A 19,161-nucleotide genomic window follows, 5' to 3' on the forward strand; every position below is an offset into this window, starting at 1 on the left:
TTCTGAGTTTTTTATCTTGTTTTGGCGTTTGTGGAGGCAGGGGCGGTGTTGCTTTTGGACTTGTTCTTTCGTTTGCGCGAGAAGAGGTCGCGCAGGGAGGTAAAGTCGCGCTTGAGTTGAATGCCCACTCCTTGTGTAGTTAGGGTGGATTTTGTGAAGTATCGGTCGTTGGTTTCGCTGTAAGCCTTGAGGTTGACGGTGCCGGTGGGCGTGAGGAGGTAGTGGACATCAAAGTCGCCCACAAAGTTGGTGGTTGCAGCCTGCCGATCGTGGTAGCCTACCTTACCGTTCACCAGCAGGCGGTTGTTGAAGAGGCGGCCGGAGAGGGAGCCGTCCACTTCCATATCTTCCCATCCCAATTGTCCTGTGGCAACATTGGCTCCAAATGTCCAGTTGGAGGCACCCATAGCGTTGGAGATGATGTTGTTGATTTGAGAGGAAAGCGTGTTGGTGAGCAGGGATTTCATCATTACCGTCGACTGCGACTGCCCTGTGGCCGATTCTGTTGCGGCATAGTTGTACGTGAAGAAGCGGCCGACACCGAGGAGATAGAGCACTTGCATCGTGCGGTCTTCGTCGGAGGCGATGAGGTTGCGCACCATCATCTTTTCGTCTTCGCCCACGTTGGGGAGGTCGAAGTCGAGCGCCAGATTCATGTTGCTCATCTTTCCGGTGAAATTGACCAGGCAATTAACGGGGGTCGTATTGTTGGCAAATCCACTGCCGATATTGAGGTCGGCCAGCGAAGCAGAATTGACGAGGTAGGAGGCTTTGACGTTGACATCGGCATCCTGCGGATCGCCCGAGAAGTTGATCGTTCCGCCGGGTAGGAGGGTGAAGTTCTTCTTGATGACGTTTTGGATGCTTAAATCGTAATTGCCTTGTACAATGTTGTAAGTGCCGAACATTAAGAAAGCACCTTTATTATAATAGGAGGCTTGGATTTGTCCATTGCCGTGTACGGTGATGACATCGCCGCTTTTGGCATCGGTGACCATGCGGAGAGTCGAGGAGGGTCGCACCTCTACGTCCATATTGAGGCGGATATTGGTTTTGGCATTCTTCTCCTGTTCCGCCCGTTTCTGTGCTTCACGATGTTGGTGGAGCGTGGAGTCGGATGTTTCGATGGTGCGCGGTGTAGCATCGCTAAAGGTGAGCAACTCACCATTTCCGGCATCGGGTGTGTCCAGAATATAAGTCAGCGTACTGCCTTCTTCGGTGGCTACGCGGATGTCGGCATTCAATTGCCCCGCTCCACCAAAAAGATGCACATTGCCCGTACCAAAAGCTGTGGAGAAGAAGGGCATGTCTATTTCGTAGGGACGGTCGTACAGTTTGAGGTTGTTGCCCGCCATCGTAAAGTCATAGTTGAAATGCTTCAGATGACTGTGGCGCAAAGCTCCCGTTACTGTTCCCTCTCCTTTCAGTCCATCGCGCAAAGTGGCGCGATCAAGCCGAAACTCTCCGGGCATAATGGTCACGTTGGCATCCGTGACGTTATAAGCAACGCCCGTCACAGGCACGCGTGCCGAAGCCGAACCATGTTCAAAGCCTTCAAAATCGATATTCTTGAAACCGCCGAACACACGGCAGTAGCCAGTGGCACGTCCTTCAAACTGGTCAAAAATCCCCTCGGTATATGTACGTAGAAAACCCAGAGAAGTATTTTCACTTCTCACCTTGAGATCGAGTTCTTTGCGACCGAGGCTCACAAACCCATTCACTTCCGTGTGGCTCAGCCCCGGCTCACGAATGTCGGCATCAAGCGATATTGTTTTTTCTCCACCCTCAAATCGGCCTTTCACGAGGGCATGTCCCAGTGGTGCATCATTGAAGCGGAAGTTTGGAATGTCGAGTTCAGCGGTCAGGGTCAGTTGGCCGTTGTCGGAAGGCCGCAGTACACCGCGCCCCGTGGCGTGTCCACCAAACGTAACATCGTCAAATCCTGTCATCTCCAGCGCATAACCCACATCGACTTTGCGCAAATCAATCACCAGTCCGTCATGCCCTTTGGCATAAGCACCCGACACGGCAATCCGCTGGTCGGCGTGGACGAGCGAAAGATTGGTAATGTTGAGCTGCCCTCCTTGGAGTGTGATGTTTCCAGGCTCGATGTTCCACACGCTGTCATTGATGGCCAAGGCTGTGGGAAGGATGTCGGTAGAAAACTGCCATTTTTCACTTCCTCCATGTAAATTCTGGAATTGCGTAGACGTTTGCAGTTTACCATAAAGCCGCCCTTCACGCAATTCTCGCCACTCCAACCGGGTGAGTAATCGACCCTGTTGGGTTTGGGCTTGTAGTTCAACTTGCAAATCTGCATGTTTTCCAGGGTGGATGGCTTTCAATAAGCACGACACACTGTCGCCATCACTTCGCGCCATCAGCGAAAAGTCTTGAATACTCTCATCTCCTATCTTCACGTCGGGAGCAGAAGCCAGTAGGCGGAAACGGCGTCCGTCGGTAGTGGCCGACCCGCTCACGCTGATGGGTTGTGGCGCAGAAACATCGGCTTTGAGAAGGCGCTGAAAGAAATCGGTGCGCTTCACCAATAGGGCGAACGAAAGCCGAGAGTCCGCCGAACTCAAGGAGGTTGAAGCAGGTTGGAGAGAGGGTTTAGGACGGCCTTCGCTTTGCATCAGTTGTTGTGCCAAGTGGTTTTGCAAGCGCTGCACGAGTTGTTTCAAATGGAGGACATCCCAAACACCATCGGCTTCCATATCGGCAAAATCACTTTGCAACTGTAAGTGAGTACCTTGTTTCTGAGGGCGGGCAGTCAAACGCAAATGTTCCAAAACATAAGGATTGGCATTGAGCTGGTCGCCTTGTAGCACAAAATCCTTCACCTCCAAACTGCCTTCCTGTGGCTGTGCATGGAGGCGGGGAAGGTGAGCCGTGGCTTCAAAGGAGAAAGCCCCATTGTTCCATTGCTTGGTCAGCCCCAATGCTCCGGGAATGATGCGCGAAACGTCAAGATGGAGTTGTAACTGCGAGGGGTGCCAGTTTGAACTGAGCGCTGCCGAAGCCTTGGCTTCAAAATGTGCGATGGGATCTTCCAACTTCAGTTGAACACGTGCTTGCTGCTGTTGCAAATCCGCTTGGGTATGCAAACCGCGAAGCTCGCGCCCTTCCCAAGTGAATCGAGGGACGTGCAGTTCTACCTGACCTTGGGGAAGTCCGCCCTTAGGCAGTTCGACGCTCCCTTTGAGATGGAAATCCATTTGTGTAGGCACGTACTTGTGGGCATACAGCAGAGAGGGCTTGAAGTTGACGGAGGAAAGTTGTCCTTGCACGTGGCGGTGGGCATAGCGTACGTCCGTAGCAAGGACACCCAAGGCAGAAGTAATGGTTCCCTTAAAGTGTGCCGATGCTTTTCGGCCATATCCGCCTTCTCCCTTCACCAAAATATCGCCCGTTTTCGCCAACCACGTGGGGCGTTGTTGAGGGGGGAGAAGGTTCAATACCTGCATTTGCAAAGGTTCGGCCACAAACAGACGTTCCACCTCGCCCGACACGGTTTCCAAACGCTTGTTGCGCCAAAGCAGGTGGGCACGTCCTTGAAGCTGTAACGTCCCCGCTTCGTTTTGAAGGGTCAATGACTGAAATTGCCAAAGGCGTGGCGATAAGTCAAATCCGGCACTGAGAGTGAACGTCTGAGGGAGTTTTTGGAGGTGGGGAAGAAAAGGTGCTGCATCGCGAGTGGAGAGCACCGCTTGCTCCAAGCGTCCTTTGGTGGTGAGGGTTTGCCGGAAGCGCTGAATATCGGCAGTGGCATCATATCGTAGTAACAAGTCTTCTTGTTGCAGGCGGGAGTGGGCAGTCTGCAACAATAGTCCGCGAAGCACACATTGGTGTCGATTGGCAGCCAACCGCAACCGCAACTCTCGCAGTTGCAGCCCGCAAGCCTCACGGGCTTGCAAATGGCGTACACGCAGGTTGATGCTGTCATTGCTCAGATGCTTGAGACTCACGATGGCATCGAAGTCGGTCAAAGCCACATGATGCGGAGAGAACACTCCGGAAGTCGGTGCGGCTTCATACCACTCATCATAGCGTACCTCACAGCGACGCATGATGAGCGAGTTGATGCGCAGATGGAGAGGAGTTGTTTCTCCTCCCTCACTTTTGAAGGCATCTAAGATATACTGAAAATTAGTGCGTCCACTGCGCGTTTCCTTATAGAGGTTCACTTTTCCATCCAGCAGAGCAATGTTGCGCAAGGAAATTTGCTTGCGCAGCAAAGAGCGTAATTCGATTTTACCAAAGAGAAGGCGACTTTCCAGTAAAACCTTGTTTTTACGATCGCGCACCACTACATCGTGCAGCGAAACACTATTGAACAAACCGAACGCTAACCCTCCGATTTCGACATCCGAATGGATTTGGTCTTCGATCTGCTCTTCTATGGCATCGGCCACAAAGCGCTGTACACTCGAGTTGTCGAGTGCAATCAGCAGCAAGGTGTAAAGGGCGATGAGCACACCTGCCGTCCATTGGAAGAGTAGTCGAAAGGAAAGTTTTCGCATAAATCCAGCTGTTCGAGAACAGCACTTGCAAATCTCTATTTTTTACGTTTTACGTCGAGCAAATAAGAAATCTTTGCCGAGATGGTATTGTGGGGTGAGCGACTGAAAGGGTCGCGTTTGGAGTTGCCAAACAAGTCGGCCAATCCATAATAGTAGCGGGCATCCAGCACGAAACGTCCCACTTTGGTAGCCACTTCCATGCCCAATCCGGCACAAATCCCGTAGTCGAAATGATGTTCGATGGGTTTGTCATATTGCGCAAAGACGTTGTTGGCGCGGTCGGGCACCGTTGTGCCGGAGAGAACGCGGGTAGTCCAAGTGGATGAACGCAGTTCTTTTTCCTGCAACGCATATCCCAGTTGAGGGCCGGCCAAAAGAAAGCCTTTCACTCCACGCTGTTCACGCCCAAACCCCAAGTTGGCTAAAATGGGCAGTTGCAGATAGTCGATGCGGCGCTCGTAGGTGTCGGCCAACTTGACGCTTTGACTCGAATAGATGTCTTCCTTCCAACCCAAACGAGCATAATTGAGCTCAACTTGGATGGCACAAATCATACTGAAATATTTCTCACTGGTGTAGCGCGCCGTCAGACCGATAGTGGGGGCGGTAAGGTAGGTTTGGCGAATGTTGGGCTGAAACAACACCTTGTTCATTTGTACCCCGGCATTGACACCAACCACCCAGTCGTTTCGAGGCGATCCCACTTGGGCGTAGGTCGGCAGAAGGGCGATGAGTAGCAGTACCAACCACCCGGCTCTCAGGGAGTAAAATTGAAGAAATGGAGCGAAAAAAAAGGCTTTTTTCATCACGTTGAAAATGAGGGGCTTAAAAAGCACTGAGCGGCTCGCAAATTTACCTCAGAGGTAGTTTTTTCTATCTCAGAGGTAAAAAAATCTACCTCTGAGATAAATAAATTTAGTTCTGAGGTAAATTTCACGCGCTGTCTCTGTGCAAAAAGCACAATATAGATATTGGACGCGAAGATACGCAAAAATCCTTGCTTTCTCCTTATTAGAATCTGAAAAACTGCAATTCATTCCGTTTTCGTTCCGTTCTATTTTCTGTTTTCAAAAGAATTTGCTAATTTTGCGCTGATTTATGCAGCGCTGTGCCTTGTCCTTCTTGACAAGGGTGTTTGGAACATATCGCAGCCCTACGTTTGCAAACAGATTTAGATTATGAACATATCCTATAAGTGGCTGAAAGAGTATGTCGATTTTGACCTTTCGGCCGAAGAAGTTGCAGTTGCCCTTACCTCCATCGGTTTGGAAGTGGGCAGCGTTGAAGAGGTGCAAACCATCCGTGGAGGTTTGAAAGGCTTGGTGGTGGGACACGTCCTCACGTGTGAAGCACACCCCAATTCCGATCACATGCACATCACCACTGTCGACCTCGGCAATGGCGAAGCTCCCACGCAAATTGTGTGCGGCGCGCATAACGTAGCGGCCGGACAAAAAGTGATTGTGGCCACTTTGGGCACGAAACTCTACGACGGCGACAGCGAATTTACGATTAAGAAATCAAAGTTGCGTGGTGTCGAAAGTAACGGTATGATTTGTGCCGAAGATGAAATCGGCGTTGGGACAAACCACGACGGCATCATGGTGCTGCCGGCTGAAACGCAGGTGGGTACTCCTGCTGCTGAATACTTTGGTTTGGAAAGCGATTTCCTCATTGAAGTAGACATCACCCCCAACCGCGCCGATGCTTGTTCGCATTGGGGCGTGGCACGCGATTTGTACGCTTACCTTCTGCGCAATAACCTTCCCACGGCTTTGCATCGTCCCACCGACGAGGCATTCAGCGTAGACAACCACGACCTTCCCATCGAAGTGGTGGTGGAAAATACGGAAGCTTGCCCACGCTATTGTGCCGTTACGGTGAGTGGTTGTGAAGTGAAGGAGAGCCCGAAATGGTTGCAGGATAAATTGACGACCATCGGTTTGCGTCCGATCAACAACATTGTGGACATCACCAACTACGTGATGATGGCCTACGGACAGCCCCTCCACTGCTTTGATGCCGACATGGTGAAAGGCAATAAGGTGGTGGTGAAGTCGATGCCCGAAGGTACGAAGTTTGTCACCCTCGATGGTGAAGAACATACTCTCTCCGACCGTGATTTGGCCATCTGCAATGCTGAAGAACCCATGTGCATTGCCGGAGTGTTTGGCGGTAAGGGTAGTGGCACCTATGAAACGACCACCAATGTGCTTTTTGAAAGTGCCTATTTCCACCCCACATGGATTCGCAAAAGCGCTCGTCGTCACGGCCTGAATACAGATGCTTCTTTCCGTTTCGAGCGGGGTATCGATCCCGATGGACAGATTTACGCCCTCAAACAAGCGGCTTTGCTCGCTAAGGAGTTGGCGGGCGGTACTATCTCTATGGAAATCGTTGATGTGGAAGCCCCCGGTTTGACGAAGAAGTTTGAAGTTGAACTTCCCTATCAATATACCACCGACATTATCGGTAAAGACATTCCCCACACGCTCATCAAAACGATTGTAGAGGCTTTGGAAATGAAGGTCGTGGAGGAAACTCCCGAAGCGCTTCGCCTTGAAGTGCCGGCTTACCGCGTTGATGTGCAGCGCCCCTGCGATGTGGTGGAGGACGTGCTCCGCATCTACGGTTATAACAACGTGGAAATTCCCACCAGCCTCAAATCCTCACTGACCATCAAGGGTATTCACGATGTGAGTTTCCGTTTGCAAACCTTGGTGAGCGAACAACTCGTGGGCTGTGGTTTCAACGAAATCCTCAACAACTCTCTTACTCGAGAGGCTTATTATAACGAAAGTAAAACTTATGCGCCCGAACATCTCGTGCGCCTTATCAACCCGCTTTCGACCGACCTCAACGTGATGCGCCAAACACTCCTCTTCGGTGGTTTGGAGAGCATTGCCCACAACGCAAACCGAAAAGCATCGAACCTCCGCTTCTTCGAGTTTGGCAACTGCTACCACTTCGATGCCGACAAGAAAAATCCCGAAAAGGTTTTGGCTGGTTACAGCGAAGAGCAACACCTCGGTCTGTGGCTCACCGGTAAGCGCGTGGAAGACTCTTGGGCGCATGCCGATGAGGCCTCTAATATCTACGAACTGAAGGCTTATGCCCTCAACGTACTCAAACGCTTGGGTATCTCATTGGCCGGACTGCTGGTTGAGGACGGAAAAAGCGATATTTTCTCGAAGAGTATCGCTGTGACCGACCGCAATGGCAAACTCTATCTCGAACTTGGTCTGGTCAAAAAGACCTTCCTCGTGGCTTGCGAAGTTGAACAAGAAGTGTACTATGCCGACTTTAATTGGTCGCTGCTCATGAAGAAACTTCCCAAGAAGGAGGTTTCTTACAAGGAGTTGCCCAAATTCCCTGCTGTGCGTCGCGACCTTGCCCTCTTGCTGGACAGCTCGGTGAAGTTTGCTGATATCGAACGCATTGCTTTTGCCACTGAAAAGAAACTCCTCCGTCGCGTCGAACTTTTCGATGTTTACGAAGGTAAGCAACTTGAAGCTGGCAAAAAGAGTTATGCCGTGGCGTTCATCCTCCAGGATGAAACCAAGACGATGAACGATAAGCAGACTGAGGCTATCATGAGCAAGATTATCGCTCAACTCGAAAAGCAACTCGGCGCAACACTGAGATAAGCACAAATCATCTAAAACAAAATAACTAAACCATATTTTCCCATGGGAAGAGCATTTGAATATCGTAAGGCCGCTAAAATGAAGCGCTGGGGCCACATGGCTCGTACATTTACCAAAATTGGTAAGCAGATTGCCGTAGCTGTTAAGGCCGGCGGTCCTGAACCCGAAATGAACCCCGCCCTGCGCGCCATCATTGCCACTGCAAAGCGCGAGAACATGCCTAAGGACAACATCGATCGCGCCATCAAAAACGCGATGGGTAAAGACCAAAGCGATTATAAGACCATGACCTATGAGGGCTACGGCCCCCACGGCATCGCTGTCTTTGTCGACACGCTCACTGACAACCCTACCCGCACTGTGGGTGACGTTCGTTCTGTCTTCAACAAGTTCAGCGGCAACCTTGGTACGATGGGTTCGCTCGCCTTCCTCTTCGATCACAAGTGTGTCTTTGCCTTCAAGAAGACTGAGGGTTTGGATATGGAAGAAATGATTCTCGACCTCATCGACTACGGCGTAGAAGACGAATTTGACGAAGACGAGGAAGAAGGTACCATCACGATTTATGGCGACCCGAAGTCGTTCAACGAAATCCAGAAGCATCTTGAAAGCGAAGGTTTCGAAATCGTTAGTGCTGAGTTTACCTATATTCCTAACGACCTTAAAGACGTGACTGATGAACAGCGCGAAACCCTCGATAAGATGGTAGAACGCCTTGAAGATTTTGACGATGTTCAGAACGTCTACACCAACATGAAGCCCGCTGAGGGCGACGGCGAGGAATAACCTTCCCCTCCTACCAAAACAAAAGCCCGACTTCTCAAAGTTGAGAAGTCGGGCTTTGACGTTTGTTGCGCTTCGCTCATCGGGCGAAAAAGGCATCTGAAATTAGTCGCGAGAGAAAAGGTCGCGGGTGTAGACGCGTTCGCGCACATCATCGAGTTGCGCATCGTAGCGGTTGGCGATGATGGCCTGCGACTGCGCTTTGAAAGCCGCGAGGTCATTGACCACCCGGCTGCCGAAGAAGGTTTCGCCATCGCGGAGCGTGGGTTCGTAGATGATGACGCGTGCGCCTTTGGCTTTGATGCGCTTCATCACCCCTTGGATGGAGCTCTGACGGAAGTTGTCGGAGTTCGACTTCATCGTGAGGCGATAGACCCCGATGATGCAGTCGCGCTCTTCGCATCGGTCGAAATCTCCACGATTATAATAAGCGTAGTAGCCGGCCATTTGCAGGACGCGGTCGGCGATGAAGTCTTTGCGCGTCACGTTGGAGTCGACAATGGCACGCACCAAGTTTTGCGGAACGTCTTGGTAGTTGGCGAGGAGTTGCTTGGTGTCCTTGGGGAGGCAATAGCCGCCGTAACCAAAAGAGGGATTGTTGTAGTGCATGCCGATGCGCGGGTCGAGGCAGACACCATTGATGATGGCCCGCGGATCGAGTCCTTTCATCTCGGCATAGGTGTCGAGTTCATTGAAATAGCTCACGCGCAGCGCCAAATAAGTGTTGGCGAAGAGTTTCACCGCCTCGGCCTCGGTGAGCCCCATAAAGAGGGTGTCCACTTCGGGCTTGAGCGCCCCTTGTTGGAGGAGCGCTGCAAAAGTGTGTGCCGCCTCATCAAGGCGTGGGTCGCCTTCTGGTCGCCCCACGATGATGCGCGAGGGATAGAGGTTGTCGTAAAGGGCTTTGCTCTCACGCAGAAACTCGGGCGAAAAGAGGATGTTGTCGCTTCCCACATTTCGGCGCAACTGTTCGGTATAGCCCACCGGGATGGTACTTTTGATGACCATCAGCGCGTCAGGATTGGCCGCCATCACCTGCCGCACCACGGCTTCCACGGCTGTGGTGTCGAAGTGGTTCGTGTGCGAATCGTAGTTGGTGGGTGTGGCGATGACCACGATTTCGGCTTCGGCATAAGCGCCGGCGGCATCGAGTGTAGCGGTGAGGTTGAGCGGCTTTTCGGCCAGATATTGCTCAATGTAGTCGTCTTGGATGGGCGACTGCCGGCGATTGACCAAGTCCACGCGCTCCGCGTTGATGTCTACGGCCGTGACGAGGTTGTGTTGGGCAAGAAGGGTGGCGATGCTCAGGCCGACGTAGCCTGTACCTGCCACAGCAATGCGATAAGGTCTCATGGGCATTTAACTGAAAAAAGGTAAGTTCTTTCCGGAACTTACCTTTGTAATTTAGAGAGTAGCGCCTACGGGAATCGAACCCGTATACCATGCGTGAGAGGCATGTATCCTAACCGTTAGATGAAAGCGCCGTGCACTGAAACGTCAAGACGATTTGGTTTGAGTTTCACGCTGCAAAAGTACACTCTTTTTTCCGTGCAACCAAATTTTTCAAGGCTTTTTTCAGAAGGGCACGCGATTTCAGCGCTGATGCGGCACCGAAAGAAGCCGAAGTCGTGATGTCGGGCCGGCACGCCCCTCACGCCTCGGCATCGTTGCGGTAGCTGCGCAAAGAGATTTTGAGCAATTCGTTCTTGCGCGTCACCCACCAAGCCAAGAGGCCGTAGACGAACACCTGCCCCCAAAGCACAAGGTATTCGTGCTGCACCTCGGGCAGATGAGCGCCCATCGTGTTGAGGCGGATGAAGCCATTGACGCCGAAAGTGGAGGGCACAAGACAGGAGAAGGCTTTCCAATACCAAGGGAAGGCGCTTCCCGGCCAACTCACGCCGGAAAGGAACAACATCGGGATGGACGAGAAGACCACGAGCAGGATGATGATCTCACGGTTGCGCGGCAAACTACCGATGGTGATGGCAAAGAAGATGGAGGCGAGCAGGAAGGGAAGGGCGAAGAGCAAAATCTCCCACGGGTTGCCGATTTGAGGCAAACTGAACAAGCGGGGGACAACAAAAAGGCAATAGAACGTCACCGGGATGTAGATGACCAAGAAAGCCATGCTTCGTCCTAAAAGTTGGCGCACGGCCCGCCGCGATGCGTGCTGCGGCTGTGGGCGGCGAGGATGACTTCGTGTGGGAAGTTCGGTGGTTTGTGCGTCTTCGATGAGCTGTCGGGCATCGAGCGTAAATTCCTCCGTGGGGGGGAAATGGTGCGAACGCTCCATGCGCTCACGGCGTGTACCGGCCTCCATACCAACACCGAGCAAGAGCGTTTGTTGCAGCAGAATGATGAGCACCGCGGGGATGAGGAACGAAGCAAAACCACTCTGCGGATTGAAGAGCGCCACTTGTTCGTAACGCAGCGGATGTTGGGTGATTTCATCTTCGCGCTGTGTGATGTTGCCGGCACGCTCCACTTTGATGTCGGCGTTCATCGCCAGCGAAACATCGGTCGTGGCGGCCAGCACGGCTTTATAATAGAGCATCCCACTCATGTCAATGAACACCCCCACGCGAGTTTGCTCCATACGCGCCAACCGCTTCGTAAAGTCGGCCGGAATTTGCAGGATGCCGTAGGCCTCACGTCGGCGCACATAGCCCTCGGCCTCGCTCATCGATGCGGCGTGAGAAATGATGCGCACATCGGCCGTGGCATCCACCCGACGCACAAACTCCCGACTGCGGGTCGAGCCGTCGGCATCAACCACCACAACAGGCACCTCGCGCACCGTTTCGCCCGTATAAATAAAGGCGTAAAGGAGCGGATAGACCAGCGGCACAAGAATCAGGAAAATGATGAGCCCCTGATCGGTAAAGATGTCGCGGATGGCATTTCGAAAAGCTTTGTTCATGATGGAGGTCTGTTAGGGTTCGTAAGCGATGCGCGTCATCAAGGTCTTGAAACGCCCCACAAAGAGCAAAGGAAGGAGGGCAAAACCACAGAGGGCGGCAAAATGAGGCCAGGCGTTGAGCAGCGGATAGCCATCGAGCGCGCAGTTGACATAGAGCAGATAGTAATAGCGGAGGGGAAACAGCGCCGCCAGCCCTTGTAGGACAGGGTGCATGGCCATGGCGGGAAACGACATTCCGCAGATGCTGAAAGAGATGACGCCCCACAACGAAGCAAAACTCAAACCCAGGCGCGGCACAGGGAGCGCACAAATCATCAATACTCCCAGCCCTTGCGAGGCGAGCACCATCAGTCCCGAGAGCAGCAACATCGTGGGGATGCCGCAGAAGCAGGGGAAGTGCAGATAGCCATAGAGATAGAGTGCCATCCCGACCGCCATGAGGAGAAATAGGAGCGTGTGCAGCGCCAGTTTGCCAAAGAGGGCTTTGAAGGCCGACCCGTCGGCCAGCACGAGCAGCGCACGTCCGTTGCCGTCCTTGACCTCCTGCCCGATGGAGAAGACGGTGATGAAGAAAATCATCAGCGAGAGCATGCCTGGTCCGAGGATGTTGGAGAGATAGACGTTGTAGTTGAGCGAAGGATTGCCGATGGGGTGGGCCTCCACCACGATGGGCTGGAGCACGGCCATGGCCTGCCGAGAAGTGGCGCCGCGTGCCAAGAGGACCGAGCGTCCGGCCGCTCCGCCCGCCAGTTCGCTCATGGTGCGCATGTCCTTATAGAGCAGTGAGCCGGCCATGAGGAAAGTGTTGTTGGTGTAGAACGAGACGATGGGCGACTCCTGCCGCATCAAGCGACGCGTGGTGCCTCGAGGGATGTAGTAGAAGGCATAAATCTCGCCACGCTGCACCGCCCTCCGCGCTTCGCTCACCGAGGCATAGTGCGCCACGATGCGCGTGGTCTGGAAGGCATCGAGGTTGCGGGCAATGCCGCGCGAGGTGCTCGTCTGGTCCTCATCGACCATGGCTGCCGGCAGTCCTTCCGGCAGTCCGCTTCCCATGATGGTGGTGAAGAAGACGATGCAGAAGAGCGGCACAGCCACTATACAGAAGATGTAGATGGGGCGCGTGAGCAAACGCCGCCATTCACGAATGAAAACTTTGTACATAAAGGTTTGCGCGCCAAGCGTCTTTATTTGAGAAGCACCGACATGCCGGGACGCAGTCCTTCGACCTTCTCAATGGGCGTGGCCTTGACTTGGAAAGTCTTCATGTCATACTGCCCCGTAGTTTTGGTGGCTTTCCAGGCGGCATAGGTGCCCATATCCTTGATATTGGTGATGCGCAGGCGGACGGCCTTGTCGCCGAGCGCGGGCACCACGGCATCGACCACGGCGTTCATCTTGATTTGCGAGAGATGGTCCTCACGGACGTTGAAAGCCACCCACATTTTGTCCATCAGCGCCACGTTCATCACGGGTGCTCCCGTGCCGACAAGTTCGCCAAGCGAGGGGAAGATGTCCGTCACCTCCCCATCGAGGCTCGCCCGCAGCACCGTCTCTTTCAGATAACTACGCACCTCACGGATGGCCCCTTCGGCCCGTTGCACCACGGCCGCGGCGGCCTGCTTGTCTTCGAGTTGCGCTCCGTTCTTAGCCAAATCATATTGCGACTTGGCCGCACGCTCAGTGGCGATGGCGGCATCGCGTTGTGCCACGACCTCGTCCAACTTTTGAGCGGTGGCTACACCCTCGTCGTGCAACCGCTTGACGCGGGCATAACTCTTTTCCATCACTTGGCGGCCGGCAATGGCCTTCTGCCAGAGTTCGTAGGCACCTTGGATTTGTTCTTCCCGCGCGCCCTTCTGCGCCTTCCGGCTTTGTGCAGCGGCAGCGGCCTCGGCACCCTCGGCCTGCGTCAGTTTGGCGGCAACATCGGGCGCTTCCAGAACAGCGAGGACGTCGCCGGCGTGCACCTTCTGCCCTTCTTCCACGAGGATTTTGGCCACACGACCGGGCACTTTGCTCGACACGCGATATTCGGTCACTTCCACTTCGCCTTGGATGATTTCCTTTTCGGGGCGGAAAGCGTAAAAGCCACAAACGGCCGAAAGAACGACAACGGCTACGATGAGCAAGAGAGCCGGGATATAATTAGGAGCTTTGCGTTTCATTGCTATAAGAGTATTTTGGTGTATAATGTATTACTTTCCGAGGGCTTTGGCATAGGCCGCGCGGGTGAGCATGATGTCGATTTGGGCATCAATCTTGTCGCTGTGTGCTACCAGCCAAGCCGTCTGTGCCGCCAGCAGGTCACTGGTCGAAATCATACCCTCGTCAAAGCCCAGTTTGCTCATGCGCAGGTTTTCTTCGGCCTTGTCCAGACTTTTCTGCGAAAGCCCGAGTTTGCGGTTGGCCTCATTGACGGCAAAAGCGCCTTGGTGCACTTGCAGCGTGATCTTTTCGCCCACCTCTTCGGCGCGGAGGGCCGCCATTCGGGCTTCGGCGCGGGCAGCGGCCACCTTGTGCCGTCCTTCGCCCCAATTCCAGAGGGGCACTTTCAGGGCAACGCCCACATTCCACGTGCCGTTGAGTTTGCGTTCAAAGCCGTTGGAGAGGGAGGGATAGTGTCCCAGGACGCCGGCGGTGAGAGCCAGTGTGGGGAGAAAGGCCGCTCGCTCGATTTTCACCTTTTCGTCGTAAATCTGCGTGGCCAGGCGGAGCTGCCGCAATTCGGGGCGTGCAGTTAGCGCAGTGGCCTCGTCGGGCGTCACGTTGTCGGGCAGCACAGCGATGTCGTCCAGGAGTTCGTCGGTCAGCGTGGGTCGATCCGTGAGCGCCCATCCACACAGTTGGGCGAGCAGCATGCGCGAGAGCGTCAGTCCGTCGTCCACCTTGGTGAGGGTCATTTCAGCCTTGTTGAGTTCCACGCTCACGGCCAATTCGTTGGCGCGGGTGGCCAGGCCCTGCGCCATCATCTTCTCGACATCGCTGTGCAGATGGGCGAGCATGTCGCGATAGGCCGTGGCGAGTTTTTGCTTATTCACCAGGCTCACCACCTGCCAGTAGGCTTTGTCCACCTCCAGCACCAGTTCCTGCTCGTCGGCGCGAAGGCGCTCGCCGGCCAGTTGTTCGGAGTAGTGGGTGATGCGGTCGTAAGCTCGAATTTTGCCGCCCATGTAGAGCGGTTGTGTGAGCACGATGGCACCGACAGCGACGTTGCGCGTGTCGGTGTCGAAGGCATCGACCACGCTGCGCCCCACGGCATTGAGCCGTCCGGCCATCGCGGGCATTCCCGCCTGCACACGTTGAATGAGGGGTGCCAGTCCGGGATTGGCGGCGATGAGCCCCTGTGCCATTTGTGCAAACTCGGGGGTGATGGCGCCCACGAGGTGGGTACCCAGATGGGAGAGGGAGTTCTTCTGGTCGTTGTTGAGGAGCGACACGCGCTCGCCCAGGTGGGTGTAGGCGGCAGTGGCCGAAAGTTTGGGCAGATAGTTGGTGCGTGCAGCGTTGTGCTCGTGTCGTGCTTTCTCCACGGCGAGTTGTGCCATACGGATGCCCTTGTTGTGTTGCAAAGCCATCGTCCGGCAGGAGTCGAGCGAGAGCGATGGCATCGTGGCAGTTTTTTGGGAAAAAGCCGAAAAATAGAACATCCCGAGAAAGAGGAGTACGAGACAGGATAATCGTTTCATTTCTTCTTGTTGTTACGTTTTGTGGATGGGTTGCAAAAATACGGCATTTTTAGATACGGACAAAAGGATTACCGAAATATCGAACAATGATGCCCACGAAAAAGCAAGGAAAAGAGCGGATGACTTCGGAATGGGCGTTCCGAAAGCCGACGTCTGCCGCCAAGGCAGCCCCACGGACGACAAACTCAACGGTATCGGACGAAAAGTTCCGCAGCCCACAGAAAAAGTTGTCGGGAAGCTTCGCAATCTATAAACCAAGGTTTGGTTTATATAAACCAAAGTTTGAATTACATAAACCAAGGTTTGAATTATATAAACCAAACCTTGGTTTATAGATTATCTCCCATTCCGATCACTTTCGGAAGGAGGGAGATAAGTATGAAAGCCTCCGAAAGAAAGATGCGCCCATCGGCCGACACCATATATAATAGACCGTTCTTCTGCCACACCCCACCACCAATCGCAGGGACATCGGCCGAAAAGGCGGGACAAAAGTCTGCAAAACTTTGCCCAATCGGCCTAAAATCTGTAAATTTGCGCTGCACAGTGCGGCAGTGCACCGTGCCGGTGCGCCGAGTGCCCTATGTTTCCCACCTTTTTCCCACTTTCTGTCAGCACTCTGCCCCATCACTCATCATGACACGCAAATCTTTCGAACGCCTTTTCACATGGATTAGTCTGCCCCTGGTGCGCCATGGCGTGTTTCTCGCCGCCATGGTCGTGCTGGCCATCACGACAAGCGCCATCGTGGGTCGTCCCAACTCGCGCCAGGGCTTCTTTGCCGTGCAGTTTTTTGTGGACATGTATGCGTTTTGCCTGCTGCTCTGCCTGCTGCCGCCGCGCCTGCGGTCGGTGCTGAAATGTGCCCTCTATGTGGGAGCCTATGTGCTGGCGGTGGTCGAGACGTTCTTGTTCTATCGGTTCAATCTCTACTTTTCGCCCACGATGCTCAACCTCCTGCTGGAGACCAACCCCAACGAGGCGGGTGAGTTCCTCATGGGCTGTGTGAAGAGTGTGGAGTTGTGGCGCACGTTGAGCATTTACGCCTTGATTTTGCTGGGCAACGTGTTTCTGGCTCGCTACGGCTACACGACGTGGAAAGGCGTCTGCCGCGCGCTGCGCGTACATCGCCACTGGTGGATGCAGCGGCTGGGATTTGCCCTGCGCTTCTATCTCATGCCCACGGCCGCCTTGGGCGGGCTGACGGTGGGGCTGGTGCCGTGGGTGGGCGAAAAAGGGAAAATGGTGAATTTTCTGCGCAACGAGCACACCCGCGATGCTGAGCGCGTGCCGGTGCACATCTTCTATACACCGTTCTATCGATTGCTGCACGCCGCTCACTTTCTCCACATCGCCCGCGTCGAAACGGAGCACCTGATGGAGCGGATGAGCGCACTGCGGGTAGACTCGTGTGCCGCCACCTGCCCCAATCTGGTGGTCATTGTGGGCGAGAGCTACAACAAGCACCACGCCGCCCTCTATGGCTACGATCTGCCCACCACACCCCATCTCTCGCGGCTGGCACGGCGCGGCACGTTGCAGGTGTTTACAGACGTTGTCACCCCTTGGAACGTGACGAGCCAATGCTTCAAGTCGTTCCTCTCCACCCACAGCGTCGACCAGCCCGGCACGTGGGCCGACGGAGTGCTGTTTCCCACCCTCTTCCGCCGCGCCGGCTATAAAGTGGCGTTCGCCACCAATCAGTTTTACCACTCGGCCGCGCAAGGGGTCATCGACTTCAACGGCTCGTTCTTCCTCAACGATGTGCGGATGGACAGTCTGTGTTTCGACTTCCGCAACCGCTTTCGCTGTCACCCCGAAGGACAGTTTACCTCCCTCCTGCGCGGCTACACGCCGGGCGAGCGCAACCTCTATCTGCTCCACCTCTATGGGCAGCACATGGAGTATGCGCAACGCTATCCCAAGGACTGGAAGTTCTTTTCGGCGGCCGACATCAAGCGCCCCGACCTGAGCGAGCGCGAACGCGCCATCGTGGCCGACTACGACAACGCCACGCGCTACAACGACGAGGTGGTGGCGCGCATCATGGCGCACTTTCGCCGCGAAGACGCTCTGGTCATCTACTTCTCCGACCACGGCGAGGAGGTCTACGATGGCGACATCGGCATCTACGGCCGCAACCACATGCCGGTACCCACGGCACAGGTGCTCCGTGGGGAATACGAAATTCCCTTCATGATGTGGGGATCTCCCCGCTTCCGCAAGCGGCATCCCGAGGTGTGGGCGCGCATCAAGGCAGCCCGCCACCGCCCGTTCAGTCACGACGACCTGCCGCATCTGCTTATGGGATTGGCAGGCATCGCCACTCCCCTCTACGCCCCACAACGCGACCTCCTCTCGCCTCACTTCCGACCGCAACGCCGCCTCGTGAAGAACGATGTGGACTACGACCGGGTGATGCAGCGCGCTGCCTCACCGGCCGTCGGCACCCGACAGCGGTAGTTTTCTCCCTTCGGCCTCCTTTCCTCCTCTTTCTGCCTATGACCCTCTCCCGCCGCGACACCTCTTTTCTCAAAGGCTTTGCCATCCTGCTCATTGCGCTCCACAATTTCTGCCACTGGCTGCCCATGGCGGTGGTGGAAAACGAATATACCTTCCAACTCGACCGCATTTGGAAATATGTGGGTTATCTCGAAGCGGGGCGCCCGCACGTGGTGCTCAACTTTCTTTCTCACTTCGGGCATTATGGTGTGCCGCTGTTCCTCTTTTTGAGCGGCTACGGCCTCGTCAAGAAATACGAACAGATGGGGGCACCCACACCGAGCACCGGACGCTTCTTGTGGAATCACCTCACGAAACTCTGGAAACTGATGGTACCGGCTGTCGCGCTCTTCATCTTGACGGAATGGTGCTTCCGCGGTGGTTTCCATCGCGATGGGTATTGGGTGGCGCTGATGTTGGGGTATGTGACGAACCTCGTGCCCGGCGCCAATCTCATCCTCGGTCCGTGGTGGTTCTTCTCGCTCATCGTGCAGTTCTACCTGCTCTATCGGCTCGTGCTCCATCGCTTCCGCTCGCCCTGGCTGCTGTGGGGATTGGTGGGGGCATCGCTCCTCTTTCAGGCTTGGCTCTACATGGGCGACATTCACTTCTCCTTTGCCCACAAAGACATCTACGCGCTGGACTATGTGCGCTACAACGCTCTCGGTCACCTGCTCTCCTTTGCCTTGGGCATCGCTTGGGCGCGCAAGCCGCTGAACGCCCCTCCCCTCCCGATGATGCTCGCCGGCTGGGTGCTCACAATAGCTTCGGCCTTCAACGTCTGGCTGTGGTTTTTCTCGCCGCTGTTTGCCGTGATGGCTCTGCTGCCTTTGGCGCAACTGGTGCGCGAAGGACGTGTGCGGCGCTTCTTGGAGTGGATGGGCCCGATTTCGGCCGCCGTGTTTGCCTTCCATCCCATCGTGCGCCACTACCTCATCCTGCCCGCTGGGCGGGCGGTGCGCATGGGCGAACCGACGCTGGTCTACGGTGAAATTGTGCTCTACCTGCTCATCGTCGTCCTCCTGGCCTGGGGTTACACCCGCCTCACGGTCATCCTCTTTTCTCACAAAAACAAGTAACTCCCTTTTTTT

At 54.7% G+C, this 19,161-nt stretch carries 12 protein-coding genes and 1 tRNA gene; 5 read left to right on the forward strand and 8 right to left on the reverse strand.

Annotated features, from left to right (window positions below; translation table 11 throughout):
* Positions 1-11: 11 nt before the first annotated feature.
* Complete coding sequence (locus H8527_RS00055) at positions 12-4,526, reverse strand: translocation/assembly module TamB domain-containing protein (protein ID WP_187544560.1); 4,515 nt, start codon at positions 4,524-4,526, stop codon at positions 12-14.
* A 35-nt stretch (positions 4,527-4,561) separates the two neighbouring features.
* Positions 4,562-5,272 (reverse strand): porin family protein, encoded by a 711-nt coding sequence (locus tag H8527_RS00060; RefSeq protein ID WP_255498471.1) that lies wholly within the window; start codon positions 5,270-5,272, stop codon positions 4,562-4,564.
* Positions 5,273-5,704: 432 nt separating this feature from the next.
* On the opposite strand from H8527_RS00060, the gene pheT reads away from it, so the two are divergent.
* Both pheT and H8527_RS00070 read left to right on the forward strand, forming a co-directional pair.
* Positions 5,705-8,173 (forward strand): phenylalanine--tRNA ligase subunit beta, encoded by a 2,469-nt coding sequence (gene pheT / locus H8527_RS00065; protein ID WP_187544564.1) that lies wholly within the window; start codon positions 5,705-5,707, stop codon positions 8,171-8,173.
* Between the two features lie 42 nt (positions 8,174-8,215).
* Positions 8,216-8,959 carry a YebC/PmpR family DNA-binding transcriptional regulator gene (locus H8527_RS00070; RefSeq protein ID WP_187544565.1) on the forward strand — a complete coding sequence of 248 codons (744 nt, stop codon included), beginning with the start codon at positions 8,216-8,218 and terminating at the stop codon, positions 8,957-8,959.
* 102 nt (positions 8,960-9,061) lie between these two features.
* On the opposite strand, the gene H8527_RS00075 is transcribed toward H8527_RS00070, so the two are convergent.
* From H8527_RS00075 to H8527_RS00100, 6 genes are all read right to left on the reverse strand, one after another.
* Positions 9,062-10,309: a nucleotide sugar dehydrogenase gene (locus tag H8527_RS00075; protein WP_187544567.1), complete on the reverse strand. Its 1,248-nt coding sequence runs from the start codon at positions 10,307-10,309 to the stop codon at positions 9,062-9,064.
* 59 nt (positions 10,310-10,368) lie between these two features.
* A tRNA-Glu gene (locus H8527_RS00080) sits at positions 10,369-10,440 on the reverse strand.
* Positions 10,441-10,607: 167 nt separating this feature from the next.
* On the reverse strand, positions 10,608-11,879 hold the full coding sequence (locus tag H8527_RS00085; RefSeq protein WP_187544569.1) for an ABC transporter permease: 1,272 nt from the start codon (positions 11,877-11,879) through the stop codon (positions 10,608-10,610).
* Between the two features lie 12 nt (positions 11,880-11,891).
* Positions 11,892-13,043: an ABC transporter permease gene (locus H8527_RS00090; RefSeq protein ID WP_187544571.1), complete on the reverse strand. Its 1,152-nt coding sequence runs from the start codon at positions 13,041-13,043 to the stop codon at positions 11,892-11,894.
* A gap of 23 nt (positions 13,044-13,066) precedes the next feature.
* Positions 13,067-14,047 (reverse strand): HlyD family secretion protein, encoded by a 981-nt coding sequence (locus tag H8527_RS00095; protein ID WP_187544572.1) that lies wholly within the window; start codon positions 14,045-14,047, stop codon positions 13,067-13,069.
* A gap of 30 nt (positions 14,048-14,077) precedes the next feature.
* Complete coding sequence (locus H8527_RS00100) at positions 14,078-15,568, reverse strand: TolC family protein (RefSeq protein ID WP_187544574.1); 1,491 nt, start codon at positions 15,566-15,568, stop codon at positions 14,078-14,080.
* Between the two features lie 130 nt (positions 15,569-15,698).
* Between H8527_RS00100 and H8527_RS09785 the strand changes: the two genes are divergently transcribed.
* From H8527_RS09785 to H8527_RS00110, 3 genes are all read left to right on the forward strand, one after another.
* Positions 15,699-15,821 carry a hypothetical protein gene (locus H8527_RS09785; RefSeq protein ID WP_255498472.1) on the forward strand — a complete coding sequence of 41 codons (123 nt, stop codon included), beginning with the start codon at positions 15,699-15,701 and terminating at the stop codon, positions 15,819-15,821.
* A 125-nt stretch (positions 15,822-15,946) separates the two neighbouring features.
* Positions 15,947-18,031, forward strand: a complete 2,085-nt coding sequence (locus tag H8527_RS00105; RefSeq protein WP_187544576.1) for a phosphoethanolamine transferase — start codon at positions 15,947-15,949, stop codon at positions 18,029-18,031.
* A gap of 38 nt (positions 18,032-18,069) precedes the next feature.
* A complete protein-coding gene (locus tag H8527_RS00110; RefSeq protein ID WP_187544578.1) occupies positions 18,070-19,149 on the forward strand; it encodes an acyltransferase family protein in 1,080 nt (359 codons plus the stop codon).
* The last annotated feature ends 12 nt before the right edge of the window (positions 19,150-19,161 follow it).

It is taken from the genome of Alloprevotella sp. Lung230 (assembly GCF_014385435.1).
In the GTDB taxonomy this organism is placed as follows: Bacteria; Bacteroidota; Bacteroidia; order Bacteroidales; family Bacteroidaceae; genus Alloprevotella.